Origin of the sequence: Nitrospira sp., assembly GCA_029194675.1 — a bacterium.
GTDB lineage: Bacteria > Nitrospirota > Nitrospiria > Nitrospirales > Nitrospiraceae > Nitrospira_D.
The window spans coordinates 60,134-84,280 of sequence record JARFXP010000006.1 but is presented as its reverse complement, the minus strand read 5'-3'; the positions used below and the strand labels follow the sequence as shown (position 1 = coordinate 84,280).

The following is a 24,147-nucleotide window of genomic DNA, read 5'->3' as shown; positions in this document are numbered from 1 at the left end:
GAGAAGCAGCATGCAGATCAGCAGCGGCTCCTGTGAGTCTGTCTGCACCTACTCTCGCGCTAGGTCGATATAGCGGATGGTTGCTTCCACCGATGAGGCGGAAGTGCCCGAGTTGGTTGGGATCATGATCTGCACTAGGAGATCGATCTGTTGGCCTGCCTTCAGCATCGGCGCCTTCAACGCCCCCACATTCTTCCCACAGGCCCCTTGATCAATCACCTCGATCTGTCCGCTGTCATCTTCCAGCGTGAGTGTCGTCCGTTCATGGGCGCTTCCACAGATCAGTTGATTCGTGATGGTCTCGGTCTGAACCGCCATGACGGTTCCGGCGATGTGGATATCCCTCATCTGATAGCGATCCGGATGCGCCAACATTGTGGCGATGGGAACTCGTTCATACGATGCGACGGAGATTCTTACTGAACTGACCCGGGATGGTAGGGAGCGCTCATCCGATGCGAGTGCAGAATCAGCACTGATCACCCCTGACAGGATGAGAATGACGGTTGGAATCCCGACGCGAATGAGTGGAGCTGTCATCAGCACCCCTCAGCTGAGGGTAGCGTACGCCTAGTAGAGAGAAGCCGACCATTCGGCACTGTGCCGCTGCCTCGTCACTGATCTGCGTCTCTCATTTTCTCAAATTCAGGTTCCCACGCAACGAATCCTCACTAATTACAGCGGTATCGGATTTTCCTCATGCAAGCTGTTTCAGTGGAATGCAAGTTGCCAAGACATTTTTATTATGATGGTGGCTTCTTCCGGAAAGGATTTGGGGGTGCTTTACAACCAAGGGTTGTGACGCCATCATCCAGCTTGTGTCACTGATTGTTCGCAAGGTCGGTAAGGAGAGGAGAACTCAACATGTTTGTTGTCGTAGGGGCTACCGGGAATACTGGATCTGCAGTCGTGGAGACGTTATTGAGTAAGAAACAGCCGGTTCGGATCATCGTCCGCTCGGCCGACAAGGGGGCAGTCTGGAAAGCGAAAGGCGCGGATGTCGTCGTCGCATCGCTTGACGATGTATCGGCCTCAACCAAGGCTTTCGAAGGGGCGAAGGGAGTCTATTTGTTGGTGCCGCCAAATTACGGTGCCGAGGCATGGTTGGCGGATCAACGAGCACGGATGGATCGGGCTGCAGAGGCCGTTCAGAAGAGTGGGGTGGAGCATGTAGTCTTTCTGTCGTCGGTCGGCGGACATATTGCCGGAAAGACCGGCCCAATCCGAGCCGCGAGTTATGGCGAACAAGCTCTCGGCCGGGTTGCTAAGCGCCTGACCATTCTTCGACCTTGCTATTTTATGGATAACTGGACGCCGGTGATTGGCGCGGCGAAAGCAGAGGGAATTCTTCCGACATTCATCGCGCCTCAGGCCAAGGTTCCCATGATTTCAACCAAGGATATCGGTAGGATCGCAGCGGAGCAATTGATCGCCGGTGGACTGGCCAAACAGATCGTGGAAATGGCAGGTCCGGCAGACTACAGCCCTGATGAGGTTGCTTCAGCACTCGGTCAGATCTTGGGGAAAACGGTAACACCTCAACATGCGCCCCTAAATGCCGTTGTTCCGACGTTCAAGTCGTTTGGGTTTTCGGATGAGGCGGCAAGACTTTTTGAAGAGATGTATGCCGCCTTCTCGACCGGCACGATTCACTACGAGCATCCTGCGTCGGTGATTCGAGGCCGAATTACGCTGGCCGAGGTTTTGAATGGACTTGTGAAGGCCGGATGAACCTCGCGCCAGCATGCGCAAGACATAAGGAGACCACTATGAAGACGGACCTCGACAAAGTGAGAAAGCTGGCCAAGGATCTCCGAGAGGGCTACCCGCGGAGTCCGCGAGAGAAGCTGGGCGGTTATGTGATTGCGGCTCGTTGCGCGGATAAGTGCCGGGCGTTCTTGCTGGGCATGAACGGCGAGTACAACTATTGGCCCTGTTCGTTGGCGAGCCAATGGTTTGCATTCACCGGGATCACGCCCGAACAGTTCAAGGACGTCGTCGCGACGGGAGCGAACGATGAGGAGATCGCGACCTGGATCTCTGGTGCATCCAAGGTCAAGGACGCGGATGAGGTGCTGAAATGGAATAATGCGATGCGTGATATGCGGTTGAGCGACATGAGTCTCCAGGCACAACAGTACCTGGAGGAATACATTCCGAGGTTCGTGCCGCAACCTCGTCCGGTCTATGTATGGTTCGACGTGTATGATCTGGAAGAAAAGCGATACTGAAAGTATGACTTTGACGATTGAGCCGGGCCCAAAACTCCATATCGACGTCTATTCCGATGTCGTCTGTCCTTGGTGCTATGTCGGTAAGCGACGGCTCGAACGGGCGCTCAAGAAACGGCGTGATGACGTAGGGGTGGAAGTGAAATGGAGGCCGTTTCAATTGAATCCCACCATGGCCAAGAGCGGGATGGATCGGACGGTCTATCTTCAAACCAAGTTCGGCAGCCTGGATAGGTTTAAGGAAATGGAGCAGCGTTTGTTAGAGGCCGGAAGGGCCGAGCAGATCCCGTTTGCCTTTGAGAAGATTGCCAGAACCCCGAACACCTTCCTAGCCCATCGGTTGATTTGGTATGCAGGACAGCAAGGTTGTCAGGACGCGGTGGTGGAATCGTTGTTCAAAGGCTATTTTGAAGAGGGTTCCGATATCGGTTCTAAGTCGATACTGGCAGAGTTGGCCGATCGAGCAGGACTGAGCGCGGACGAGTTTCTTGCGAGCGAAGAGGGAGCTGCAGAAGTCAAAGCGGAAGAGTCGGTTGGGCACGAGCTGGGCATTCGAGGAGTGCCGTACTTCGTTCTCGATGGAACCTATGGAATCTCGGGCGCACAATCTCCTGAAATACTTCACTCGGTTTTCCAACGCAGAGAGGCTGATCGTGCGGAGGGCAAGCCGCGGCGGGGATGATTGCGCCTTCCGCAGCTGGGACCAGAATGGTTGCACGAGCGATGACGACGCTGCACATAACCTGGGTAGTCGGTCTGATCCTCGTTGCCACCATGGTTGATGCTTACGGCCAAGGTGTAAACATTGCGGACGATCAAGCCTTGATCATCGCCGCAGAGCGTAACGATGTCTCAACCATACGGCGGCTGTTGGAAGCGGGAACCAACGTCCGTGCTCGCGATGCGCAAGGGCGCACGGCATTACTCGCAGCAACCGCTCAGAACCATATCGCAAGTGCTAGACTGCTGATCGAAGCTGGTGCGGATGTCAACGCCCAGGACGACAAGCTCGACAGCCCGCTGCTTTTAGCCGGCGCCAGCGGGTACCTCGACATTCTCAAGCTCACGCTCAAAGCCAATCCGAACTTCAAGGTCTACAACCGTTTTGGTGGCACGGCGCTGATCCCAGCCTGTGAACGTGGACACGTCGAAGCGGTTCGGGAATTGCTCAAAACGGAAATTGACATCGACCACGTGAACAACCTTGGTTGGACGGCGCTGTTGGAGGCCATCGTGCTCGGCGACGGCGGACCGAAGCATCAGGAGATCGTCCGTATGCTGGTGTCTGCTGGGGTCAACGTCAATCTCTCAGACAGACAGGGCGTGACGCCGCTTCAACATGCTCGACGAAGTGGTTTTGAGGTGATTGCTCACGTACTGGAATTGCACGGCGCCCGATAGAGCAGAGAGCAAGACTGCATTTACGAAGGAGGAGAAGATGCGAAGGAATTGCGAGTTTCATTTCCTGAGACAATTATGTGTCTGTGGGCTGCTTGGTGCGGTGATGATCGTCGGATTCTTTCCTGCGATTGTTGAAGCAGAAGACTTGCCGCGAGAAGCGGTGCTCCCGCTGTCTCTGGCGGCGAAGGCCGCTTCTGCCGCATTGGCCCAATGCGCTCAAGATGGGTATCGCGTCAGCGTGGCAGTCGTTGATCGGGCCGGGATCGTGAGATCGTTCTTGCGCGCCGATGGAGCCGGGCCTCATACCGTCGAAAGCAGTCAGAAAAAAGCCTATACGGCTGCGAGCATGCGTGGACCGACAGCCAATGTCGCCGATCTGATTGCCAAAACGCCGGCGGTGCAGGGGCTTCAGTATATGAACGATAAGATCCTATTTCTGGCCGGAGGGTTACCGATCGATATCGACGGTGACGTGGTGGGGGGAATCGGAGTCGGTGGCGCTCCGGGAGGACATTTGGATGCCGCCTGCGCCCAGGCCGGTCTCGACAGCATCGGCGCGGCGCCGAAATTCCAGGGACCGAAATAGCCACAAGAAAAGCGTAGTGAGGGGATTATGGCCGTTCAAGTCTATGGTTGTAACCATGTCGTGATTGAAGTCACGGACGCCAAAAAAGCGGTGAAGTTCTACTCGGACGTTTTCGGACTGAAGATGTTACGAGGCGGCGAAGGAGCAGCCTGGTGCAAACTCGGCGAACATCAATTCATGGCGATTTTTGAAGTCGAGCAATTACAGCCGGATCGGACCAAGCACTTTGGACTCATGGTCCGCGATGCGAAGCAGATTCAAGAAGTCCGCAAGAAACTGACGAAGAAGTACAAGTTGAAGCTCCATCCGAACTTCCGTTGCGACTTTCGAGATCCATGGGGCAATCGTATTCAGGTGGGTGATCTGAGTGACGAGTCGTTGGTGTGGCTCCTCCCTTACCAGGAAGTTCAGAAAACTGGAATTGTCTTCACCTCAAACAAGAAGTGAAAGAAGGAATCGGCTGCGATCACTGCACAGCAGCCGAGTTCGCCGAACAGTGCTATCCGAGAAGGAACTCGATGGAGAAATGGTATTGATGGAAAACGGGCGGCTTTACTAACCAGTGTTGTATCGAGATGGACAGCCTACACCAGCTCGAAATCATCATACTACTGCTCGCGATCGTGCTGGCCCTCACGACCGTGGCGCGCCGGATCTTGATCCCCTATCCCATTCTACTCGTCGTCGGCGGACTCGTATTGGCCATGGTGCCGGGATTGCCGACGGTCACCTTGAATTCCGATCTGGTCTTTTTGGTCTTCTTGCCTCCGATCCTATGGGCGGCCGCCTACTTCACTTCCTGGCGCGATTTCCGCCGGAACATCCGCCCGATCTCGCTCTTGGCGGTGGGGCTTGTGCTGGCGACCACGGCAGTTGTCGCGGCAGTCGCACATGCCGTGTTGGGGTTCGGTTGGGCTGAAGCCGTTGCACTCGGCGCCATCGTGTCTCCCCCGGATGCCGTATCGGCCACGGCCATCGGCAAACGGCTCAACATGCCGCGCCGGATCGTCACGATCCTAGAAGGCGAAAGTCTTGTCAACGACGCAACGGCATTAGTCCTCTATCGGGCCGCCGTGGCAGCGGTCGTCAGCGGCGGTTTCGTACCGGGCGATGCGCTATTCCAATTTGTTTATGCTGCGGTCGCCGGCGTCGTGGTCGGAGTTTGTGTCGGATGGGTGACGCGATGGGCGCTCCACGCCGTTGAGGACAGCTTTACCGAGATCGCAGCGACCTTATTGGCTCCTTACGTGGCATGGGTGATTGGTGAATCGATCCATGCCTCTGCGGTGCTGTCCTGCGTTGCCGGAGGCATCTATCTACGGCAACATTTCAGCATGGCGGTTGCGCCGAGCACTAGACTTCAGGGACGTGCCGTGTGGGATTTAGTCGTATTCGTGTTGAACGGTGTGATTTTCATCATGATCGGTTTGCAGCTGGGCACGCTTCGGGAAGCCGTTCCGTCGGATCGATTGTGGTCCATTGCGATCGGCGGGACACTCATTAGCGTGGCGGCCATTATCGTCCGATTGGGATGGGTTCCTTTGATCGCAACCATCCCCCGATACCTGAGTTCAACACTCCGTGCCCGGGACCCGCTGCCGCCTTGGCCTCATATTTTTTTGGTGGCTTGGACGGGCATGCGGGAGATTGTGACGTTGGCGGCCGCAATGGCCTTGCCCGTTTCAACCAGCACCGGCGCACCATTTCCCTTCCGGTCGGAAATCATCCTGCTCAGCTTTATGGTGATTCTTGCCACGTTGGTCGTCCAGGGGTTGACGTTGGCTCCGCTGATACGAACACTCGGAATAACCGGTGGTCCTGAGGGAGAGGAAGAAGAAATGCATGCGCGGGAACAGGCGGCTGCGGCGGCATTGTCCCGTCTGAACGAATTGACCAAAGAAGATTGGACGAAACCGGCTCATGTCGACCAATTGGAATTGCATTATGGTCAACGTCTTCGGCGCTTCTCTCCGAATGCCGAGATCGATCCTGATTGTAAGAAAGAAACGAGCGAAGCCTTTCTTCGACTCAGAGAAGAGATCCTAGCAGCCGAACGTTCAGCGTTGATCCGGCTCCGGGATGAAGGCACGATCAGTGACGAGGTTCTGCACCGCTTGGAACAGGAGGTGGATGTCGAAGCATTGCGGCTGGGGCTCGGCGAACGACGGTTGCATCATGCTCAGTGACCGTCGACAAAGGTCCGGCAGAAGCATCTTCACGCGAAGCTCGAACCGCTCATTGCCGATCAGAATACAGCTCACATGCATACAAAGATGAAAGGAGCGAAGCGATGAGAAGGGCATTGATCATATCGATCGGACTGTTCATGACGGCCAGTACCGTGTCCGCTGAATCAGGACAGGTCACCCCACTCATGAATAAGGACTTAAAGGAGATTGCCGGTAAAGAAGTTGTCCTGATTACGGTTGACTACCCGCCGGGTGCTTCGGATCTTGCCCATCGCCATCATGCGCATGTCTTCGTGTATGTCCTGGAAGGATCCATAGTGATGCAGGTGAAGGACGGAAAGCAGGTGACACTTGGACCGGGACAAACCTTCTATGAGTCACCGGACGATATTCATGCGGTGGGTCACAACGCCAGCGAGACAAAGCCGGCTAAATTTCTCGTGTTCTTTGTGAAGGATAAGAAAACGCCACTGCTTTCACCCACGCAATGAAAGAGACACTTAACGTGCAAGGCGAGTAGAACTTCGGCATGATTCGATATCTTTCTCGCCGACATGACTGAAGCTGATGAACAGGAGAAGGACATATGCAAGCTTCCGCCGCGACTTTCGGGATTCGTGGGGCAATCGGATTCAAGTCGGTGACCTCAGCGATGAATCGTTGGTGTGGCTGCTGCCCTATCAGGAGGTGCGGAAAGCCGGGATTATGTTCACATCCAAAAACACATGAAAGGAGTTCGACGAGGAGCGATCACAATCTGCAACAACGACTGAACGACCTATTCGGCCACGTCCGCCATGGCAAGATCATCGAGGCGATGAACGAGTTCTACGATAAGGATACGGTGATGCAAGACAACGCGAATCCTCCGACGAAGGGGTTAGCCTAGATACTTCACGACTCTGGCAATAAAAAAGCCACCGATGCTCCCAACTGTGCTATAGGTTACCGCCAACATCGAGTGAGAAAAGCAATTCCTGAGCGGAGTGAAGAAATGGAAGGGTTTTGATGTGAAAGCCAGCGGCGCGGGTGACAACGTCACGTCTTATGAATGTACGATGGATTTCATCTGGACAAGTGGGCAGTCCGTTCATATGGAGCAAGTGTCCGTCGCGAAGTGGAGAAACGGAAAAATCGTCCACGACCGGTTCTATTACGATACGGGTAAAAGGTTGATCGCGGCGTCGAGACCATTGTCAGTCCATCAAACAAAGGAGGGTTTCCATGAAGACTCGAGCCTATCTCGTCGTGCTGGGTACTGTCCTGCTGGCCGGTTCTCCGAGCATCGGTCTAGCCCAGTCAAACGCCGACATTGACGTGATGAAGCAACAACTTGCCGAGGTCCAGCGCCAGCACCAAGTGGAAACCGCGAACCTGGAAAACTTCGATGACCTCGACTTCAATGTCTACAGTAACCAGAAATGGGAACTCCTCGGCAAGAGCCACGCCAAGGACATCCTCGTCCACTACCCAGATGGTAGCACGACCAAGGGCCTGGACCCGCACATCGCTGCACTCAAACCGACGTTCGCCTTTGCGCCCGATCACAAGATCGTCGACCACCCGATCCGCATCGCCTCAGGCAACTGGACAGCGGTCATGGGCACGATGACTGGCACGTTCACCCAACCGATGCCCATCGGCGGCGGCAAGATGATCCCGCCGACGGGCAAAGCCTTCAAGCTCAACATGGTCACCATTGGTCGCTGGGAGGGGGCCACCATGGCTGAGGAATGGTTGTTCTGGGACAACCAGGCGTTCATGAAGCAGTTGGGATTGGCTCAGTGATGGTAGTGTGTTTCCCGCTCTGAAGCCTGAAGGAGCCTGTCATGCCAGATGCCAAGTGGACCGAGGTAGGACATGTTGACGAGCTTCAGCGGAAGCCGCTGCCACGGGTATGAATAGCTCGAGAAGGATCAAAGGAGAGAGACCATGACACAGTCACTTAAAGGAAAAGTTGCGTTGGTGACCGGTGCCTCGCGTGGCATCGGCACTGCAATCGCCAAACGTTTGGCCGCCGAAGGTGCAGAGGTCGCCATTACCTATGTCGAAGGAAAGGAGAGGGCCGATGACGTCGTGCATGCCATTGAGGTAAGCGGCGGACGAGCGATCGCCATTCGCGCCGACAGTGCCAATCCTGAGGCCGTACAACGTGCCGTTACCGAGACCATCAAAACGTTTGGTCGCCTTGACATCCTGGTCAATAACGCCGGTATAGCTGTAATAGCTCCATTCGATCAGTATTCTCTCGCGGATTTCGACCGCATGGTTGCGATTAACATCCGTGGTGTCTTTGCCGCCTCCCAACAGGCTTCTCGTCATATGAGCGACGGCGGGCGTATCATCACAATTGGCAGCGTAAACGCCGATCGCATGCCATTTGTGGGGGGGCAGCGTATATGCCATGACAAAAGCAGCTGTCGCTGGATTTACGCGTGGGCTTGCCCGTGATCTGGCTCCGCAAGGTATCACAGTCAACAATATTCAACCTGGGCCTATCGACACTGAAATGAACCCAGCCAATGGCCCTTTTGCAGAAACACTGAAGGGGTTAATGGCCGTGAAGCGTTATGGACGTGGGGATGAAATCGCCGCCATGGTGGCATACCTAGCAGGGCCCGAAGCTGGCTTTGTGACTGGGGCGAGCTTGACGATTGATGGCGGCTTTGCAACCTAGTCCGGTGCCTAACACACGGCGGAAATAAGGGGGACCATGCCATTAAAGCAACGCGTCGTGCTGATTGCTGGAGGATCCGGCGCGCTGGGTCAGACGGTCACACCGGCCTTTGCGCAATCGGGCGCGCGCGTCATTACCGCAGACCGCAATCCGCCACCGGAACAGGTGGCAGCAGGGAAGGCGATGAAGACCGACGTCACCGATGACGCGGCTGTCCGTCGGCTCGTGGATGACGTGATCCGAACGGCGGGCCGTCTCGATGTGTTGGTGAATTTGGTCGGAGGCTTTGCCATGGGGCGCGCTGTGGACACCGATGTGTCGTTGTGGCAGCGGATGTTGACCATGAACGTGACGTCGGCGTTCCTGTTGTCGAAAGCCGTCTTACCCCATATGGTGGAACGCGGAACCGGTCGCATCCTGCACGTGGCGGCTTGGGCGGCGGTCGAGCCGTTTCCCGGCGCTGCCGCCTATCTCGTCGCCAAGTCGAGCCTGCTGGCGCTGATCCGCGTGTTGGCGCTTGAGCTGAAAGGCTCGGGCGTGACGGTCAATGGGGTGCTGCCCACCACCATTGATACGCCGGCCAACCGCGCGAGTATGCCCCATACTGATCCGTCGACGTGGGCGAAGCCGGAATCCATCGCCGACACGCTGCTCTTCCTCGCTTCGGACGAAGCCGGTCAGATCAGCGGGGCCGCGATTCCCGTCGGCACCGGAGGCGGTGCAACACCGGCGGGCAAGCTGTAGCAGCGCCGTTAGCTCGGTCGTGAGAACGGAAGGCGAGGTTATCATGGAGAGTCGTTGGAGCGGATGGAACCGAAAATCCTGCCGATCTCGGGAAGGTCTGACATCCGTTAACAGAGTTCATCCCCCCGCAAGTCGAGAAGAAAGGACCGTATGATTTTCACACAGCTCAATCCCGGCTCTTGCCGTACCTATCTGATCGCCGATGAGAGGAGCAAGGAGGCAGTTCTTGTTGACCCGGTGTTAGAACGGGTTCCGGACTATATCAAGACGATTGAGCAGCAGAAACTGGCCCTCACGCACGTCATTGACACCCATACCCATGCCGACCACATTTCGGGCGGCGCGTCTCTCAAGGATCAGCTCAAATGCGAGTATGTCATGCACGCCAAGGCCCCGGCGCGCTGTGTGACCTTTCACCTCACCGACGGATTCGAATGTCGGCTCGGCAATATGTCAGTGAAAGTCCTGTCCACGCCCGGCCACACCAGGGATAGCGTGACCTTGATCCTCCCAGACCTTGTGCTCACCGGCGATGTGCTATTTCTTGATGATGCAGGTGCCGGCCGCACTGACCTACCAGGAGGCGACCCGGGCGAACATTGGGATAGTCTACAACGGATTCTCGGACTGCCCGATCATCTCGTTGTATACCCAGCCCATGAGTACCGGAATCGCCAACCTTCCACCCTCAAGCAGCAGAAGCAGCGCAATCCGAACCTGCAACCCAGGAGCAAGCAAGCGTACCGCGACTATCTGGAAGGGTTGAAGCTCGGGCCGGCCGAGTGGATGAAAGACGTGCTCAAAGCGAACTACGCCTGCGCCCGCGATCCCAAGGCTGCCTGGATTCCGGTGGATGTCCCAGCCTGCGAGGTCAAAGGAACCCTTGGCCAAGGTGCGAACGATCAGTTGGTTGCCGGGATTCCGCCTGATCAAGTCAAGCGGGCGCTGGAAGGCGACAATCCTCCGCTGTTGCTCGATGTAAGGGACCCAGAGGAGTTGACCGGGGAACTGCGACACATTGAAGGGATCATCAATATTCCGGTGACCGAATTGGCGCGTCGGCTTGGTGAATTGGAGGGCTTCCAAGCTCGGGAAATCGTCACGGTTTGCAAGAGCGGCGGGCGAGCTCATACGGCGGCACAGGTTCTGATGCAAGCGGGCTTCCTCAAGGTGCATGTGATGGTGGGAGGCATGACCGCCTGGAAGCAGGCCGGCTACCCCACAGTGAGCAGTTGAGCGGCATCGCGGCGGCGTGAGCATCCTTGGTCATGAACAAACAGGACTCGCGCTGCTCTCAGGCGCACTCGTCGGTCTGTCGCTCGGCCTGACCGGGGCCGGCGGCTCGCTGTTGGCGATTCCGCTCCTGGTCTACGTTCTGAAACTCGGTCTGCATGAAGCAACCACGATCTCATTGCTCTTGCTCGGACTGTCGGCAGCGCTCAGTCTCGTGGGATACTTCCGGACCGGCGATGTGAAGGTAAGACCGGCGCTCGTTTTCAGTCCAACGGGTGCGGTCGGAGCATGGCTTGGGGCGCTCGGCCAGCAATTGGTCCGCTCTGAAATCTTTTTGCTCTCGTTCAGCCTTCTTATGATGGTGATGGCCATAGTGGGACGATGGCTTTCCACTGAAATCACAGCCAAGATGTTCGCCGCTCTCACCATAGGAGTCGCCGTCATCCTGATGTTCGACAATGCGCCCAAGGTATTCACCGTGCCGGCGTGAAGAGGACCTGCTCGGCAGAACTGACTATGACATCGACGGATCTCGCCCCTCAAAGGTTAACTTGAGGGCTTCCATGGCGGACTGATGTAAGTATAATGAGGAAGCAGCAGGGTCGAGCTGCACGAATTTCACATACCTATGACACAGCGAATCCCACTACCCCTTCTCGCAAATCTCCCGTTCGTGGAGGATCTGTATGTGGAGTTCCTGCGGGACCCCGCCTCGGTCTCGCCGGAGTGGCGGGACTTTTTTAAGGATGTGGGAAACGATGGCGATCACCTCATGGCTCTGCGGCGCGGCCCCTCTCGTCCGCCGAAATCTTTCTTCGACCCCGAACGCAGTGGTGTTGCCGAAGGAGGTACCAGTCGACTCGAACGAGACCGTATCGTCGGGCAACAAGCTCGTGTCTCCCAGCTCGTGCACGCGTACCTAGTTCGGGGGCACATGGCTGCAGCCATCGACCCGCTGGAGCTGCCGCGTCCGGTTCATCCCGAGCTGGATCCTGCGTTCCATGGGTTCACGGAGAACGACTTGGACGGACGATTCTACACGCATGGAACTGCAGGAGCGGATTTCCTGACCCTGCGTGAGATCCTGGACCGGCTGCGGGCCGCCTATTGCGGATCGATCGGCTCGCAGTTCATGCATATCGACGATCCGAAGCGGCGGGTATGGGTCCGAGAACGGATGGAGAGGCCGGAGAACCATGCAGGCCTCAAGCGACAGGAGCAGATCCGTATCCTTACCCGACTGACCGATGCAGTCATCTTCGAAGAGTTCATCCAGCAGAAGTATCCCGGCGCCAAGAGCTTCTCACTCGAGGGGGCGGAAAGCTTGATCCCGTTGCTCGATCTGGCGATCGAGACCGCAGGCGAGCATGGTGTGGAAGAGATCGTGTTGGCGATGGCCCACCGGGGTAGACTCAATGTCCTGGCGAATATTGTCGGGAAGCGACCGCGTGAGATTTTCCATGAATTCGAGAACGTGATCGACCCTCTTCGAGATGGGCGCGGCGACGTCAAGTACCACCTGGGTCACAGCACGGACTGGCTCACGGCATCAGGGCGAACGGTGCACCTGTCGCTCTGCTTCAACCCAAGCCACTTGGAATTCGTCAATCCGGTCGCACTTGGACGTATCCGCGCGAAGCAAGATCGGACCAACGATCCGACGCGCGCGCGCCGCATGGCGCTTCTCATCCATGGAGATGCGTCCTTCGCCGGAGAGGGGGTCGTGCAGGAGTCGCTCAATCTGAGTCGGCTTAAGGGGTACCGCACGGGTGGGGCGCTGCATGTCGTGGTCAACAACCAGATCGGCTTCACGACGTCGCTGGAAGAGGGACGGTCATCGCTCTACGCGACGGACGTGGCCAAGATGCTTCAGATCCCGATTTTCCACGTCAACGGGGAGGATCCCGAAGCCGTCGCCCGAGTTGTGCGGCTCGCGATGGATTTCCGACGGGCCTTTCACAGCGACGTTGTGATAGACATGTACTGTTTTCGACGGCGTGGCCACAACGAAGGGGACGAGCCCGCCTTTACGCAGCCGCTCATGTATGGAGTCATCGACAAGCGCCGACCCCTCCGCGAATACTATCTTGGACATCTCTTGCGCCTCGGCGAGGTAGATCGTGGCGAGGCGGATCGGATTGCGGTGGAGCGGCGGCGTGAGCTTGAGCGGGATCTCACCGAGGCCCGGAGTCATACCTACATTCCATTGCGAGAGAAGTCGACCGGGATATGGGCGGGGTACCATGGAGGACTCGACGGAGATGCCGAAGACATCGGCACCGGGGTTGAACGAGGCCGTCTGGTCACGCTGATGGAAACGCTCACCCGATTGCCTGAGTGGTTTCATCCACATGCAAAGATCACCCAGTGGCTGGAGCGCCGACGCGAAATGGCAGCCGGCGCGCGTCCTCTTGACTGGTCTGCCGGCGAGGCTCTGGCCTTCGCCACGCTGGCTGTGGAAGGGCATCAGGTCCGTGTATCGGGTCAGGACACGTCTCGTGGAACCTTTAGCCAGCGGCACGCCATCCTGCACGATACCGAAGATGGTCGGATGTATGTGCCGCTTCAGCATCTCGCGCCGGATCAGGCGCCGGTGGAAATTTACAACAGTCCCCTCTCCGAGGCGGGTGTGTTGGGTTTCGAGTACGGGTACAGCTTGGACTGCCCCAACGGACTGGTTCTTTGGGAGGCCCAATTTGGAGACTTCGTCAATGCGGCCCAGGTCATCATAGACCAGTTCCTTGTCAGTGCCGAAGAGAAGTGGCGTCGGCTGAGTGGGCTTGTGCTTCTCCTTCCCCATGGCTTCGAAGGGCAGGGACCGGAGCATTCGAGCGCGCGCCTGGAGCGTTTCCTGGAGCTTGCCGTGAACGACAATATCCAAGTTGTAAACCCGACAACACCGGCCCAATACTTCCATGTGCTCAGGCGCCAGGTGCTGCGCCGATGGCGAAAACCGCTGATCGTGATGACACCGAAGAGCCTGCTTCGCCACCCGCAAGCCATCTCCACGATCGAGGACCTCGAACAAGGCCGGTTCCGGCGAATCCTCTTCGACCGGACGGTCAGGCCGGAGTTAGTCCAGCGTGTCCTGCTCTGCAGCGGGAAGGTCTATTATGACCTGGTGGGCTTGCGGGACGAGCTCAAGCGCGACGACGTCGCGATCCTGAGATTAGAGCAGCTCTACCCTCTGCAGGATGAGGAATTGCATAAGGGCCTAACGTCCTATTCATCGAAGGCGCTGGTGGTCTGGGTCCAGGAGGAACCAGCGAACATGGGGGCCTGGCGGTATTTGTTTGCACGATTCGGCGATAGACTGATGAACACCTGGTCATTCTCGGCGGTCTGCCGGCCGGCCTCGGCCAGCCCCGCGACTGGATGGCATGATCTCCACAAGATCGAGCAGCAGAAGCTGCTCAAGGCGGCATTCGATGTCCATTGAGCTGAAAATTCCGACGATCGGGGAATCGATTACGGAGGTCCAGATCGACGAGTGGCTGAAATCGCCCGGTGAGACCGTCCGCCAAGATGAGCCGATCGTGTCGCTCGAGACGGAGAAGACCTCACTCGACTTGCCCGCGCCAGTATCGGGCGTCCTTGTCAAGGTGCTCAAGAAGAAAGGCGAGATGGCCCACGTCGGCGAAGTGATCGCATATCTGGATGAGGCGGTAGTTCCGAAAGATACGGTAGCCCCGGCGGTTTCCGGCAAGACGACCGAGCGCACTGCGGCTCCCAAGCCCTTGCCGGTCTCGACGCCTGACCCGGCGCGAGTGATGCCGTCCGCCCGCCGGCTCTTGCACGAGCACCGGCTTGGTATCAAGGAGCCGATGCCGACCGGGCCCGGCGGCAGAATGCTCAAAGAAGACGTCCTCCGCCGCCTGGAAGAGCGTCCGTCTCAAACGGAACCAGCCTCCGCGGTCGAGACGGATTCCGAAGAGGAGGCTGCTCCGCCTAGGTCCGTGCCGCGTCAGCCGTTGGGAAGCCGAGACGAAGAAGCGGTACCCATGAGCCTGCTCCGGCGTCGCGTCGCCGAGCGGCTTGTACAGGCTCAACAGACTGCCGCTCTGCTCACGACGTTCAACGAGATCGACATGACGGCAGTGACGGCCTTGAGGCAAGACCTTCAAGAAAGCTTCCAGCAACGTTACGCGGTGAAGCTTGGCCTCATGTCCTTTTTCGTAAAAGCAGTGATCGAGGCGCTCAAGCTGATTCCGGAGCTGAATGCCGAGATCCGAGGTACGGAGATCGTTTATCGTCACTATTACGATATCGCGATCGCGATTGGAAGCGGGCGTGGCCTGGTCGTGCCGGTGTTGCGGAACGCCGAGCGTTTGAGCTTTGCCGAAATCGAGACCGCTATCGCCGATTTCGCTCGGCGTGCACAGGCCAACCGGCTCACTCTGGAGGAACTGCAGGGAGGCACCTTCACGATTTCGAACGGTGGAGTGTACGGCTCGCTGCTATCGACCCCGATCATCAATCCGCCTCAGAGCGGCATCCTTGGGCTTCATGTGATTCAGGACCGACCCGTGGCTCGGGATGGGCAGGTCGCGCTCCGGCCCATGATGTACGTCGCCCTCACGTATGATCACCGGATCGTGGACGGCCGCGAGGCGGTGACGTTTCTCAAGCACATCAAGGCCTGTATCGAAGCACCGGCCCGCATCCTCCTCGAAATTTAGAAGAAGGTTAAGGTTGAGGTTAGGGGCGCATAGTCCCGGTGAAAGGAAGCGAAAAGATGGCTGCTCAGCGCGAGCATGATTTGATCATCATCGGCGCCGGTCCCGGAGGCTACGTCGCCGCCATCCGAGCTGCGCAACTTGGGATGAATGTGGCCTGCGTGGAGCGAGAGCCCGCGCTCGGCGGGACCTGTCTCCGTGTGGGATGTATCCCGAGCAAGGCGCTTCTCGAGTCGAGCGAGCTCTTCGCCGCTGCCAAGCTCGCGGAACGGCGCGTTCCGGACTTCGGCGAGCTCAGTCGAGTCGCGCGCCGGGGTTCGGCGGGTGAGACTAGTAGCTTTGAGGCACACGGCATTCGACTTGTGGACGTGACACTCGACCTTGCGGCCATGCTGGGCCGGAAGAATGAAATTGTGGACCGTCTCACGAAAGGCGTTGACAGCCTCTTCCGGAAGCACAAGATCGTTCGGTACCTCGGGCACGGGCGCATCTCTGGCCCCGGGGCGGTCGCCGTCGAGACTGGCAAGGAAACCGTGGCTCTGCGGGCCCGCTGGATTCTGATCGCGACCGGTAGCACGCCGGCAAACCTGCCTGGAGTCAGACTCGATGGCGATCGCATCGCCACGAGCACCGAGGCGCTCAGCTACCCCGATGTGCCGGACCATCTCGTGATCATTGGTGCGGGATACATCGGCCTCGAGCTCGGGTCCGTGTGGCGCCGGCTCGGTGCCAAGGTCACGGTCGTTGAGTATCTGGACCGCATTCTTTCGGGGATGGACGTGGAGATCGCCGATGAGGCGAAACGGATGTTCGAGCGGCAGGGCCTCGACTTTCGCCTCAGCAGCCGCGTGACGGGGGCGCGGGTTGAGGGCGATCACTGTATCGTGGAATGCGAAGGGGCCGAACCCATCAGCTGTAACCGCCTGTTGGTGGCCGTGGGGCGAACCCCGATGACGGCGAACCTGGGACTGGAGACCGTCGGCATCACGCCTGACGAGCATGGCCGCATCGCTGTGGACGAGCACTTCGCCACGAGCGCAACCGCCATCTACGCCATCGGCGATGTCATCCGGGGTCCGATGCTCGCGCACAAGGCATCGGAAGAAGGAATCGCCTGTGTGGAGACGCTCGCAGGCGGCTATGGACATGTGCAGTATGAGGCGATCCCCAGCGTGGTCTACACGCACCCCGAGATCGCATCGGTTGGAAGGACGGAGGAGGAGCTCCGAAAGGCGGAGATCGACTACCGAAAGGGCGTCTTTCCGTTTCTCGCGAGCGGCCGCGCGCGCGCCCTGGGCCAGACCGAAGGGCGCATCAAGGTGCTCGCCGACAAGAAGACTGATCGTCTGCTTGGAGTCCACATCCTCGGACCGCGAGCCGGTGACCTGATCGCCGAGGCGGCCACCGCGATGGCCTTCGGCGCGAGCAGCGAGGATATCGCCAGGACCTGCCACGCGCATCCGACCCTGGCCGAAGCGTTCCGGGAAGCAGCGCTTGCGGTACAGGGTCGAGCACTTCACATCTAGGCAGGCCCCACAGAGTGCAGACCATACATTAGAACGACCTGGTCAACAAACAATCTCGCGCAGGCGCTTGGTGACGCGTTCGCACAGTTATCTCTGAAGGAGGAACGATGAGTAGCCAAAAGAGAATCGACACGCGGAGTTGGATGTGAGGACTCGGATACGGATAAGGGAGGTGGATATGGAAGATACAGGCAGTCCGCGTGCCCGTTTTGTGAAAAGGTCTCTCATGCGGCTCGGCGGCATGATGAACGCCAACATGTTCGATGAACTGGGCCGCAACGCTACACGTTCGTCTTTCCCGGGCTGGATCCCCAGGGCAGTCAAGCGGAAGTCCGGCCGGACGGATGTGCAGCTGGTTCCCGCGCACATCCGAATGTTAGGAGTCGATCTCAGCAAGGAGCAACGAGCGTCCATCCGGCAAACGCTGAGCGTGAAGCTCGGAAAGTTTGCAAACTCCATCGAGCGGGTCAGCGTTCGTGTGGAGGACGTGAACGGTCCGCGCAGCGGCATCGATCATGTTTGTCGAATCAAAGTGGTCCTGAGTGGTCTCCCGAGCGTGGTGTACGAAGCGCAGGGCGAATTCCCGGATGCTGCGATCCGCAGCGCTTTGGTGGGGACGGAGCGGGCCGTACGCCGAAGCCTGAATCGCAGACGCAAGCAACCGATCAAAGTCGGGGCGAGATCGAGAACCAGCGCCACCCGACCGCCAAAAGGATGAGGAGTCGCAAATGTTCCTCACATGGATCGGAGGCCGCGCCTCGTCGTGCTCAACCCGAACCCCCCATGCTCGACGCAACTCCTGGCTACCGTTGGGGCCACCGTTTCACAGAGTGTCGGCAAAGCCGGTGTGCCTGAGGAAGTCGTTGCCGACAGGACAGCCGGAAAGCTGAACGGCCGGGAGGAGCGGTGGCCTGTACGGGGTGCGTTACGGCGGTGAGCGGATCGATTTAACAAGCGGGGGCTCTATGAGGACAAGAACTGAAAAGGAGAAGATGTTGGCCGGGGAGCTCTATCGCTCGGCTGACCCAGAGCTTGTCGCAGACACACAGCGCGCGCAACGACTGCTCGCCGACTACAATGTCACCCCGATCGAGGCGGTGGAAGCCCGCATGGCGTTGCTGCGTCGACTCTGTGGTTCGGTCGGGGACGGCGCGGTCGTCAGGCCGCTCTTCTCCTGTGACTATGGCTATAACATCCGTCTTGGTCGTAATGCCTTCATCAATTTCAATTGCATCTTTCTCGACTGCGCACCGATCGAGATCGGCGATAATCTGCAGATGGGTCCGGCGGTACAGTTGTACACCGCGGCGCATCCGCTTGAGGCGGACGTGCGACGATCCGGTTTGGAGTATGCCCGTCCGATCCGCATCGGCAGCGATGTGTGGATCGGAGGCGGTGCGATCGTGCTGCCGGGCGTGACAATCGGGGAGGGCGCTGTGATCGGGGCAGGCAGCGTCGTGGTACGCGATGTTCCGCCAGGCAGTGTTGTCGTGGGGAACCCAGCCCGAGTCAGCCGCGCCGTTCCCGCCGATAAGGATGGGCAAGGATAACGGCCCAGTATTTCCTTATAAGACTGCCCTGTGGAAACGTTGTTATGACGGATTCATTCATCTATCGGGATCTGGCCTACGTATTTGTCGCGGCGTTGCTCGGCGGCATCGTAGCCAGAAAGCTCCGCCAACCGCTGGTCCTTGGCTATGTGCTTGGAGGCATCCTTGTCGGTCCGTTTACGGCGGGCCCGACAGTGTCGGAGGTCCATGTACTCGAGCTCTTTGCGGAGATCGGCGTGATCATGCTCATGTATTCGATCGGCATGGAATTCTCGCTCAAAGACCTACTCCAAGTAAAATGGGTCGCCCTGATCGGCGGGCCGCTCGGCATTCTCGCGGTGATCGCGCTGAGCGCGGCGATGGGACGGATGCTGGGCTGGAGTCTTTCGCAGAGCATCAGCATCGGAGCGGTGGTGTCCCTCGCCAGCACGATGGTGCTTTCTCATATGCTGCTCGACCGGGGCGAACTCCATACGGAGCATGGACGGGCGATGATCGGTATCACGCTGGTCGATGATCTCGTCTTCGTCATCATGGTGGTGCTCCTTCCGACACTGGCGGCCTCCGGCGGGGATGGGATCGTGGACATAGGCCTCGCTTTCGGCAAAGCTCTCTTCCTTCTCGCGCCGGTCGTGTTCATCGCCGCTAAGCTGGTGCCGCCATTTATGGCGCGTGTCGAGAGAATGAGGAGTCAGGAACTCTATCTTCTGGTGGTGCTCGCTTTGGGCTTTGCGACTGCGGCCATTACGCATGCTCTCGGGTTATCGCTTGCGCTCGGTGCGTTTTTGGCGGGTCTCCTGGTCAGTGAATCAGAACACCGCCATCAGACGCTCACCCAGGTGCTCCCGTTCCGGGACGCGTTCACGGCTCTCTTTTTTGTCACGATCGGCGCGCTGATCAATCCGCAGACCTTGTTCTCGAATCTCCCCCTGCTGGGAGCAATCGTGGCCTTGATCGTGCTGGGAAAACTTGCGATCTGGACCTTGGTGGTGCGACTATTCGGCTATCCAGTCAGAACCGCCATCCTGGTCGGCATAGGGCTGACTCAAATCGGCGAGTTCTCCTATGTGCTCGTCAAAGTCGCGCATGACAACAAACTCGTCGGCGCCGATGTGTATGGCGCCACGCTGGCTGCGTCGCTCTTTACGATCTTACTGAATGCCGCATTGATGCAACTCGTGCCTAATTTGATGGGGGCGAAGGCGAGAGACATGACCTGTTCTTGAAGGTGACAACGGGCTGTGCCGATGAGTTACCAACCGATCCAAAACTACGGCATCATCGGGAACATGCGTACGGCGGCGCTCGTCAGCATCGCCGGTTCGATCGATTGGTTCTGCTTTCCGCACTTCGATTCTCCGAGCGTCTTCGCGGCCATTCTTGATCACGAGAAAGGCGGCCGATTCGAGATTGTCGCCACTCATGAGGAGGTGAGGACCAAACAGTTCTATTGGCCTGACACGAATATCCTGATCACGCGCTTCTATTCGGCGGGCGGAATCGCCGAGATCGAAGATTTCATGCCGCCCGGCCTGTCGAGCGAATCCGCGTGGCGGCATTCGCTGGTTCGGCGGGTAAGAGTGACGCAGGGAAGCATGGAGTTTCGCATGCGATGCCATCCCGCTTTCGATTATGCGCGGGCGGGCCATGACGTCGTCATTTCCAAACAGGGAGCCAGTTTCCATTCTGCCGGCCTGAGTCTGAGTCTCGCGACGGATATTCCGCTTACGGCGGATGACCGCGGCGCGACGGCGGTCTTTGTCCTGTGCGAGGAGCAGTCGGGGGTGTTCGTGCTTGGTGGCATTCAACCCGATGAGGGCTGCAGTCCCTGTCCCTCAATCGGTGAAGCCGACGAACTCTTTGAACAGACGGTGAACTATTGGCGGGGCTGGCTGTCGAAATGCACCTATACCGGTCGTTGGCGGGAAATGGTCCACCGCTCAGCGCTTACCCTGAAACTACTGACATTCGAACCGACCGGCGCCATCATCGCAGCTCCGACATGCAGCTTGCCGGAAACGCTCGGTGGAGTCCGGAACTGGGACTATCGCTATACGTGGATTCGGGATGCCGCCTTCACACTGTACGGCCTGCTGCGGATCGGATTTACCGACGAGGCGGTCGGCTTTATGAGATGGTTAGGGGCGCGAGCGGGAGAGGTGGAATCGGATGGATCGTTGCAGATCGTCTACGGCATCGACGGCCGCCACGATCTCACGGAAACGACGCTCGATCATTTGGACGGCTATCGAGGGTCTCGACCGGTGCGCATCGGTAACGGCGCCTATAACCAACTGCAGTTGGATATCTATGGTGAACTGCTGGACTCATTGTACCTGTACAACAAATATGTGATGCCGATCGGGTATGATGTGTGGATGCGTATCCGGCGGCGGCTCGATTGGCTCTGTGAGAACTGGCAGCAGCCGGATGAAGGCATCTGGGAAGTGCGTGGCGGACGGAGACACTTCGTGTTCTCTAAGTTGATGTGCTGGGTCGCCATGGATCGCGGCCTTCGATTGGCCGAGAAGCGGTCTTTGCCGGTCGATCGCGCACGCTGGCTTCAGGTCAGGGACCGAATCTACGAAGAGATCATGACGAAGGGATGGAGCTCCGAACGTCAAACCTTCGTGCAGCACTATGACGGCGACTCGCTGGATGCCTCCAATCTCATCATGCCGCTGGTGTTCTTCCTCTCCCCGAACGATCCGAGGATGCTGAAGACATTGGATGCCATCAACCGTTCACCGAAATATGGCGGTCTTGCCTCGGACGGGTTGGTGTACCGCTACGACAGCGAAACGGGAGCAGACGGGCTGCACGGAAAAGAAGGCACCTTCACCATGTGCTCATTTTGGCTGGTCGAGGCATTGACGAGGGCGGGACGCGTCGATCGCGCGAAACTGAACGAGGCTCGGCTGCTGTTTGAGCGCATGCTGGGTCATGCCAACCACGTCGGGCTGTATTCGGAAGAGATCGGCACAGGCGGTGAAGCACTCGGTAACTTCCCGCAGGCATTCACTCATCTGGCTCTCATCAGCGCCGCTTTTAATCTTGATCGCACACTCGACAGGAAATCGAAGGCAGGATGACGGCGCGAAGCCGATTGTGCCATTAACCAACAAAGAGGTGGGAAATGACTCGTGTACTGGTGCTCTCGGTGCTGGTCGGCCTGTTGTCATTGGGAACCGGCGTGACTGGTTGGACAGCCGATGACGATAGTAGCCGACTCACGATCGTGAGTCCGACACAGGGCGCAGTGATCAAAGGGGATTCCGTCAAAGTGCAGTATAAGCTCTCAAAGGGTGCGGAAGCCACGCACATCCATTGTTACGTGGACGGAGAGTATCAAAAAGGGTTTAAAGGTGTGGTGAAAGGGCTGGCTCGCGGCTCGCATGAGATCAAGCTTGTGGCGGCGAGCCACGATCACGACGCATTGGGTGCCGAAGCGGTAGTCTCGATCGAGGTGGAGTGAGGTACAGGACCGATCGAATGGGTCGGCTGCACGCTTGAGATGATCGGACAAGGGTCATGGAATTCAGACGGGCGAAACTGGAGGACATCCCGCCATTCTCAATGTGCGGCGGGCAACTTCATCGACAACCTGGAGAATGGTCAAGACAATGATCAATGAAATCGAGCGCGCCACGCAATGCCTCACCGTGGGCTCGTGAATAGACGCGCTAAAAAGGAGGACACGAACATGGCATTGACGGTTGACGATATCAAGAAATGGCTGGGTTCCTTGGAACAGAAGCGGGATGAGTTGAAACTGCAGGCTCACCTATTGGGGATGGAGGCCCGCGACGAACTCGACAAAGTGGACCAATCGATCGACAAGTTTCGCGGCGCGGTGCAATGGGTGTCGTCGACCGCAACGGCTGCGGCTCGCGAAGCACCCGCCACGATCAAGACCGGCGCCGAAAAACTCACCAGGACCGTGTCGGATTCCATCACCGAATTCCAGGCTGCGCACGCCGACACCGTCGATTCGCTCAAACAACGGGCCGGCGACCTTCACGCGGAGCTCGAAAAAGCCACCCTGTCTCTGCAAGAAACGGTCGGATCGTTGAAAGACAAGGCGGGCGAGGCGTCGGCCGATTTTTTGCGTCTGGCCGAAGAAGCCAAGACCGAATTCATCGCAAAAGCCGCAGAAGCCAAAACCCAAATGGCAGGGAAGCTTGAGGAGATGAAGCACAAAGGTCAGGAGATGAAGGAACGGTCGGGACTCCTGTCGGAAGGAGTGAAAGGAGCCTTGAAAGGCATGGCGGAAGACTTTTCACGCCATCTCGGTGAACTGCATACCGATTTGGACAAGCGGCTGACCGCTCTCAAGAGTAAGGTCGAATCGTCCGGGCAGTCCGAAGACAAGAAGTAGGGCGCCGCCTTGGGTCAAGAATACGGTCGATCAAGGATAGTGCGGCGATAACGTGATTGAGGGTCTGCCTCGATCAGCCTTTGGGTAGTTGCCCCATCACGGTTGTGTGCGTTTACCGGCTGGCTGTTTTAAGGGAGTACGATGTGAATGCAAAGTTGGAGGCCTGATGTTATGGCGGGACGAGTGAAAGACGACGGAGCATCCCGCCGTCTTCGCAACGTATTGGTGATCGATGTGGGTGGGACCCACGTGAAGATCTTGGCCACCGGCAAACGGACAGCGCGAAAGATCCCTTCCGGTCCGACCATGACGGCGCAGAACATGGTGGAGGCGGTCAAACAACTCGCCGCTGATTGGTCCTATGAAGTCATCTCGTTGGGATTTCCAGGGGCGGTACGGGGCGGTCGGCCGACTGCGGAACCCAAGAATCTGGCCAATGGATGGGTCGGGTTCGATTTTAAGCAGGCGTTCGGTTGTCCGGTCAAGGTGCTCAATGACGCCGCGATGCAGGCTCTCGGGAGTTACGAAGGCGACCGCATGTTGTTCTTGGGGCTCGGCACCGGGTTGGGCTCCGCGTTGATCACCGACGGCGTGCTGGTACCGATGGAACTCGCGCATTTGCAGTACCGAAAAGGGCGCACGTATGAAGATTGCGTCGGCTTGCGCGGCCTCAAACGGTACGGCAAGAAGAAATGGCGCCGATATGTCGAGGATGTCGTGATGGCGCTGAAGAACGCGCTTCAAGCCGACTACGTGGTGCTGGGCGGCGGCAATGCCAAGCGGCTCAAGCAGTTGCCGAAAGGCATTCGCCTTGGCGACAACGACCACGCCTTCACCGGCGGCTTTCGCTTATGGGAAGAGGTCTGGAAGGATGAGCGCGCCTGCTGCGTCGTGCAGAGCGGCAGTGCGAGAGAAGAGCGCGGGAGGGGGACTCCATGAGCGACGATAAGCTCAGG

27 protein-coding genes are annotated in these 24,147 nt (G+C 58.1%); 25 read left to right on the top strand and 2 right to left on the bottom strand.

The features are described 5' to 3' along the window. Positions 1 to 48: 48 nt before the first annotated feature. The gene (locus tag P0120_22260) at positions 49 to 540 is read right to left on the bottom strand and encodes a hypothetical protein (GenBank protein ID MDF0677033.1); all 492 of its coding nucleotides are present in this window, start codon (positions 538 to 540) and stop codon (positions 49 to 51) included. Between the two features lie 324 nt (positions 541 to 864). Between P0120_22260 and P0120_22255 the strand changes: the two genes are divergently transcribed. The 10 genes from P0120_22255 (at position 865) to P0120_22210 (ending at position 8,195) form a co-directional block, all read left to right on the top strand. Beyond that, positions 865 to 1,731, top strand: coding sequence for an NAD(P)H-binding protein (locus P0120_22255; protein ID MDF0677032.1), 867 nt, complete (start codon positions 865 to 867; stop codon positions 1,729 to 1,731). A gap of 38 nt (positions 1,732 to 1,769) precedes the next feature. After that, complete coding sequence (locus tag P0120_22250) at positions 1,770 to 2,231, top strand: DUF5069 domain-containing protein (protein MDF0677031.1); 462 nt, start codon at positions 1,770 to 1,772, stop codon at positions 2,229 to 2,231. A gap of 4 nt (positions 2,232 to 2,235) precedes the next feature. Continuing rightward, the gene (locus P0120_22245; protein MDF0677030.1) at positions 2,236 to 2,913 is read left to right on the top strand and encodes a DsbA family oxidoreductase; all 678 of its coding nucleotides are present in this window, start codon (positions 2,236 to 2,238) and stop codon (positions 2,911 to 2,913) included. Positions 2,914 to 2,954: 41 nt separating this feature from the next. Continuing rightward, on the top strand, positions 2,955 to 3,632 hold the full coding sequence (locus P0120_22240; protein ID MDF0677029.1) for an ankyrin repeat domain-containing protein: 678 nt from the start codon (positions 2,955 to 2,957) through the stop codon (positions 3,630 to 3,632). 37 nt (positions 3,633 to 3,669) lie between these two features. Further along, positions 3,670 to 4,218 carry a heme-binding protein gene (locus P0120_22235; GenBank protein ID MDF0677028.1) on the top strand — a complete coding sequence of 183 codons (549 nt, stop codon included), beginning with the start codon at positions 3,670 to 3,672 and terminating at the stop codon, positions 4,216 to 4,218. Positions 4,219 to 4,245: 27 nt separating this feature from the next. Further along, the gene (locus P0120_22230) at positions 4,246 to 4,665 is read left to right on the top strand and encodes a VOC family protein (protein ID MDF0677027.1); all 420 of its coding nucleotides are present in this window, start codon (positions 4,246 to 4,248) and stop codon (positions 4,663 to 4,665) included. Positions 4,666 to 4,793: 128 nt separating this feature from the next. Then, positions 4,794 to 6,404 carry a Na+/H+ antiporter gene (locus P0120_22225; GenBank protein ID MDF0677026.1) on the top strand — a complete coding sequence of 537 codons (1,611 nt, stop codon included), beginning with the start codon at positions 4,794 to 4,796 and terminating at the stop codon, positions 6,402 to 6,404. 104 nt (positions 6,405 to 6,508) lie between these two features. Further along, positions 6,509 to 6,898 (top strand): cupin domain-containing protein, encoded by a 390-nt coding sequence (locus P0120_22220; GenBank protein MDF0677025.1) that lies wholly within the window; start codon positions 6,509 to 6,511, stop codon positions 6,896 to 6,898. 95 nt (positions 6,899 to 6,993) lie between these two features. Beyond that, complete coding sequence (locus P0120_22215) at positions 6,994 to 7,296, top strand: hypothetical protein (GenBank protein MDF0677024.1); 303 nt, start codon at positions 6,994 to 6,996, stop codon at positions 7,294 to 7,296. A gap of 335 nt (positions 7,297 to 7,631) precedes the next feature. Further along, positions 7,632 to 8,195 (top strand): ester cyclase, encoded by a 564-nt coding sequence (locus tag P0120_22210; GenBank protein ID MDF0677023.1) that lies wholly within the window; start codon positions 7,632 to 7,634, stop codon positions 8,193 to 8,195. A 153-nt stretch (positions 8,196 to 8,348) separates the two neighbouring features. Here the strand turns inward: P0120_22210 and P0120_22205 are convergent, their stop codons facing one another. Beyond that, positions 8,349 to 8,813, bottom strand: coding sequence for a hypothetical protein (locus P0120_22205; GenBank protein ID MDF0677022.1), 465 nt, complete (start codon positions 8,811 to 8,813; stop codon positions 8,349 to 8,351). Here P0120_22205 and P0120_22200 point away from each other — a divergent pair. From P0120_22200 to P0120_22130, 15 genes are all read left to right on the top strand, one after another. Next, the gene (locus tag P0120_22200; protein ID MDF0677021.1) at positions 8,812 to 9,084 is read left to right on the top strand and encodes an SDR family oxidoreductase; all 273 of its coding nucleotides are present in this window, start codon (positions 8,812 to 8,814) and stop codon (positions 9,082 to 9,084) included. The genes P0120_22205 and P0120_22200 overlap by 2 nt on opposite strands. Positions 9,085 to 9,120: 36 nt before the next feature. Continuing rightward, complete coding sequence (locus tag P0120_22195; protein MDF0677020.1) at positions 9,121 to 9,828, top strand: SDR family NAD(P)-dependent oxidoreductase; 708 nt, start codon at positions 9,121 to 9,123, stop codon at positions 9,826 to 9,828. Between the two features lie 150 nt (positions 9,829 to 9,978). Then, positions 9,979 to 11,064, top strand: coding sequence for an MBL fold metallo-hydrolase (locus P0120_22190; GenBank protein MDF0677019.1), 1,086 nt, complete (start codon positions 9,979 to 9,981; stop codon positions 11,062 to 11,064). Between the two features lie 16 nt (positions 11,065 to 11,080). Then, positions 11,081 to 11,551, top strand: a complete 471-nt coding sequence (locus P0120_22185; GenBank protein MDF0677018.1) for a sulfite exporter TauE/SafE family protein — start codon at positions 11,081 to 11,083, stop codon at positions 11,549 to 11,551. Positions 11,552 to 11,689: 138 nt separating this feature from the next. Continuing rightward, on the top strand, positions 11,690 to 14,500 hold the full coding sequence (locus P0120_22180; protein MDF0677017.1) for a 2-oxoglutarate dehydrogenase E1 component: 2,811 nt from the start codon (positions 11,690 to 11,692) through the stop codon (positions 14,498 to 14,500). Then, on the top strand, positions 14,490 to 15,740 hold the full coding sequence (gene odhB / locus P0120_22175) for a 2-oxoglutarate dehydrogenase complex dihydrolipoyllysine-residue succinyltransferase (protein MDF0677016.1): 1,251 nt from the start codon (positions 14,490 to 14,492) through the stop codon (positions 15,738 to 15,740). The genes P0120_22180 and odhB overlap by 11 nt, the downstream gene beginning before the upstream one ends. Before the next feature lie 56 nt (positions 15,741 to 15,796). Beyond that, positions 15,797 to 17,263: a dihydrolipoyl dehydrogenase gene (gene lpdA / locus P0120_22170; GenBank protein MDF0677015.1), complete on the top strand. Its 1,467-nt coding sequence runs from the start codon at positions 15,797 to 15,799 to the stop codon at positions 17,261 to 17,263. A 178-nt stretch (positions 17,264 to 17,441) separates the two neighbouring features. After that, positions 17,442 to 17,981 carry a hypothetical protein gene (locus P0120_22165; protein ID MDF0677014.1) on the top strand — a complete coding sequence of 180 codons (540 nt, stop codon included), beginning with the start codon at positions 17,442 to 17,444 and terminating at the stop codon, positions 17,979 to 17,981. A 21-nt stretch (positions 17,982 to 18,002) separates the two neighbouring features. Beyond that, entirely contained in the window at positions 18,003 to 18,200 is a 198-nt protein-coding gene (locus P0120_22160) for a hypothetical protein (GenBank protein MDF0677013.1), read from the top strand. Between the two features lie 28 nt (positions 18,201 to 18,228). Further along, complete coding sequence (locus tag P0120_22155) at positions 18,229 to 18,813, top strand: sugar O-acetyltransferase (protein ID MDF0677012.1); 585 nt, start codon at positions 18,229 to 18,231, stop codon at positions 18,811 to 18,813. Between the two features lie 44 nt (positions 18,814 to 18,857). Continuing rightward, complete coding sequence (locus tag P0120_22150) at positions 18,858 to 20,039, top strand: cation:proton antiporter (GenBank protein MDF0677011.1); 1,182 nt, start codon at positions 18,858 to 18,860, stop codon at positions 20,037 to 20,039. A 21-nt stretch (positions 20,040 to 20,060) separates the two neighbouring features. Next, positions 20,061 to 21,905, top strand: coding sequence for a glycoside hydrolase family 15 protein (locus P0120_22145; protein MDF0677010.1), 1,845 nt, complete (start codon positions 20,061 to 20,063; stop codon positions 21,903 to 21,905). A 44-nt stretch (positions 21,906 to 21,949) separates the two neighbouring features. Continuing rightward, complete coding sequence (locus tag P0120_22140) at positions 21,950 to 22,288, top strand: hypothetical protein (GenBank protein MDF0677009.1); 339 nt, start codon at positions 21,950 to 21,952, stop codon at positions 22,286 to 22,288. Between the two features lie 228 nt (positions 22,289 to 22,516). Continuing rightward, positions 22,517 to 23,191: a hypothetical protein gene (locus P0120_22135; protein ID MDF0677008.1), complete on the top strand. Its 675-nt coding sequence runs from the start codon at positions 22,517 to 22,519 to the stop codon at positions 23,189 to 23,191. Between the two features lie 171 nt (positions 23,192 to 23,362). Further along, on the top strand, positions 23,363 to 24,130 hold the full coding sequence (locus tag P0120_22130; GenBank protein ID MDF0677007.1) for an ROK family protein: 768 nt from the start codon (positions 23,363 to 23,365) through the stop codon (positions 24,128 to 24,130). Positions 24,131 to 24,147: the final 17 nt, after the last annotated feature.

Coding starts and splice junctions, on each gene's coding strand:
- P0120_22260 (MDF0677033.1), bottom strand. CDS start 540: ATGACAGCTCCACTCATTCGCGTCGGGATTCCAACCGTCATTCTCATC.
- P0120_22255 (MDF0677032.1), top strand. CDS start 865: ATGTTTGTTGTCGTAGGGGCTACCGGGAATACTGGATCTGCAGTCGTG.
- P0120_22250 (MDF0677031.1), top strand. CDS start 1,770: ATGAAGACGGACCTCGACAAAGTGAGAAAGCTGGCCAAGGATCTCCGA.
- P0120_22245 (MDF0677030.1), top strand. CDS start 2,236: ATGACTTTGACGATTGAGCCGGGCCCAAAACTCCATATCGACGTCTAT.
- P0120_22240 (MDF0677029.1), top strand. CDS start 2,955: ATGACGACGCTGCACATAACCTGGGTAGTCGGTCTGATCCTCGTTGCC.
- P0120_22235 (MDF0677028.1), top strand. CDS start 3,670: ATGCGAAGGAATTGCGAGTTTCATTTCCTGAGACAATTATGTGTCTGT.
- P0120_22230 (MDF0677027.1), top strand. CDS start 4,246: ATGGCCGTTCAAGTCTATGGTTGTAACCATGTCGTGATTGAAGTCACG.
- P0120_22225 (MDF0677026.1), top strand. CDS start 4,794: ATGGACAGCCTACACCAGCTCGAAATCATCATACTACTGCTCGCGATC.
- P0120_22220 (MDF0677025.1), top strand. CDS start 6,509: ATGAGAAGGGCATTGATCATATCGATCGGACTGTTCATGACGGCCAGT.
- P0120_22215 (MDF0677024.1), top strand. CDS start 6,994: ATGCAAGCTTCCGCCGCGACTTTCGGGATTCGTGGGGCAATCGGATTC.
- P0120_22210 (MDF0677023.1), top strand. CDS start 7,632: ATGAAGACTCGAGCCTATCTCGTCGTGCTGGGTACTGTCCTGCTGGCC.
- P0120_22200 (MDF0677021.1), top strand. CDS start 8,812: ATGACAAAAGCAGCTGTCGCTGGATTTACGCGTGGGCTTGCCCGTGAT.
- P0120_22205 (MDF0677022.1), bottom strand. CDS start 8,813: ATGGCATATACGCTGCCCCCCCACAAATGGCATGCGATCGGCGTTTAC.
- P0120_22195 (MDF0677020.1), top strand. CDS start 9,121: ATGCCATTAAAGCAACGCGTCGTGCTGATTGCTGGAGGATCCGGCGCG.
- P0120_22190 (MDF0677019.1), top strand. CDS start 9,979: ATGATTTTCACACAGCTCAATCCCGGCTCTTGCCGTACCTATCTGATC.
- P0120_22180 (MDF0677017.1), top strand. CDS start 11,690: ATGACACAGCGAATCCCACTACCCCTTCTCGCAAATCTCCCGTTCGTG.
- odhB (MDF0677016.1), top strand. CDS start 14,490: ATGTCCATTGAGCTGAAAATTCCGACGATCGGGGAATCGATTACGGAG.
- lpdA (MDF0677015.1), top strand. CDS start 15,797: ATGGCTGCTCAGCGCGAGCATGATTTGATCATCATCGGCGCCGGTCCC.
- P0120_22165 (MDF0677014.1), top strand. CDS start 17,442: ATGGAAGATACAGGCAGTCCGCGTGCCCGTTTTGTGAAAAGGTCTCTC.
- P0120_22160 (MDF0677013.1), top strand. CDS start 18,003: ATGGATCGGAGGCCGCGCCTCGTCGTGCTCAACCCGAACCCCCCATGC.
- P0120_22155 (MDF0677012.1), top strand. CDS start 18,229: ATGAGGACAAGAACTGAAAAGGAGAAGATGTTGGCCGGGGAGCTCTAT.
- P0120_22150 (MDF0677011.1), top strand. CDS start 18,858: ATGACGGATTCATTCATCTATCGGGATCTGGCCTACGTATTTGTCGCG.
- P0120_22145 (MDF0677010.1), top strand. CDS start 20,061: ATGAGTTACCAACCGATCCAAAACTACGGCATCATCGGGAACATGCGT.
- P0120_22140 (MDF0677009.1), top strand. CDS start 21,950: ATGACTCGTGTACTGGTGCTCTCGGTGCTGGTCGGCCTGTTGTCATTG.
- P0120_22135 (MDF0677008.1), top strand. CDS start 22,517: ATGGCATTGACGGTTGACGATATCAAGAAATGGCTGGGTTCCTTGGAA.
- P0120_22130 (MDF0677007.1), top strand. CDS start 23,363: ATGGCGGGACGAGTGAAAGACGACGGAGCATCCCGCCGTCTTCGCAAC.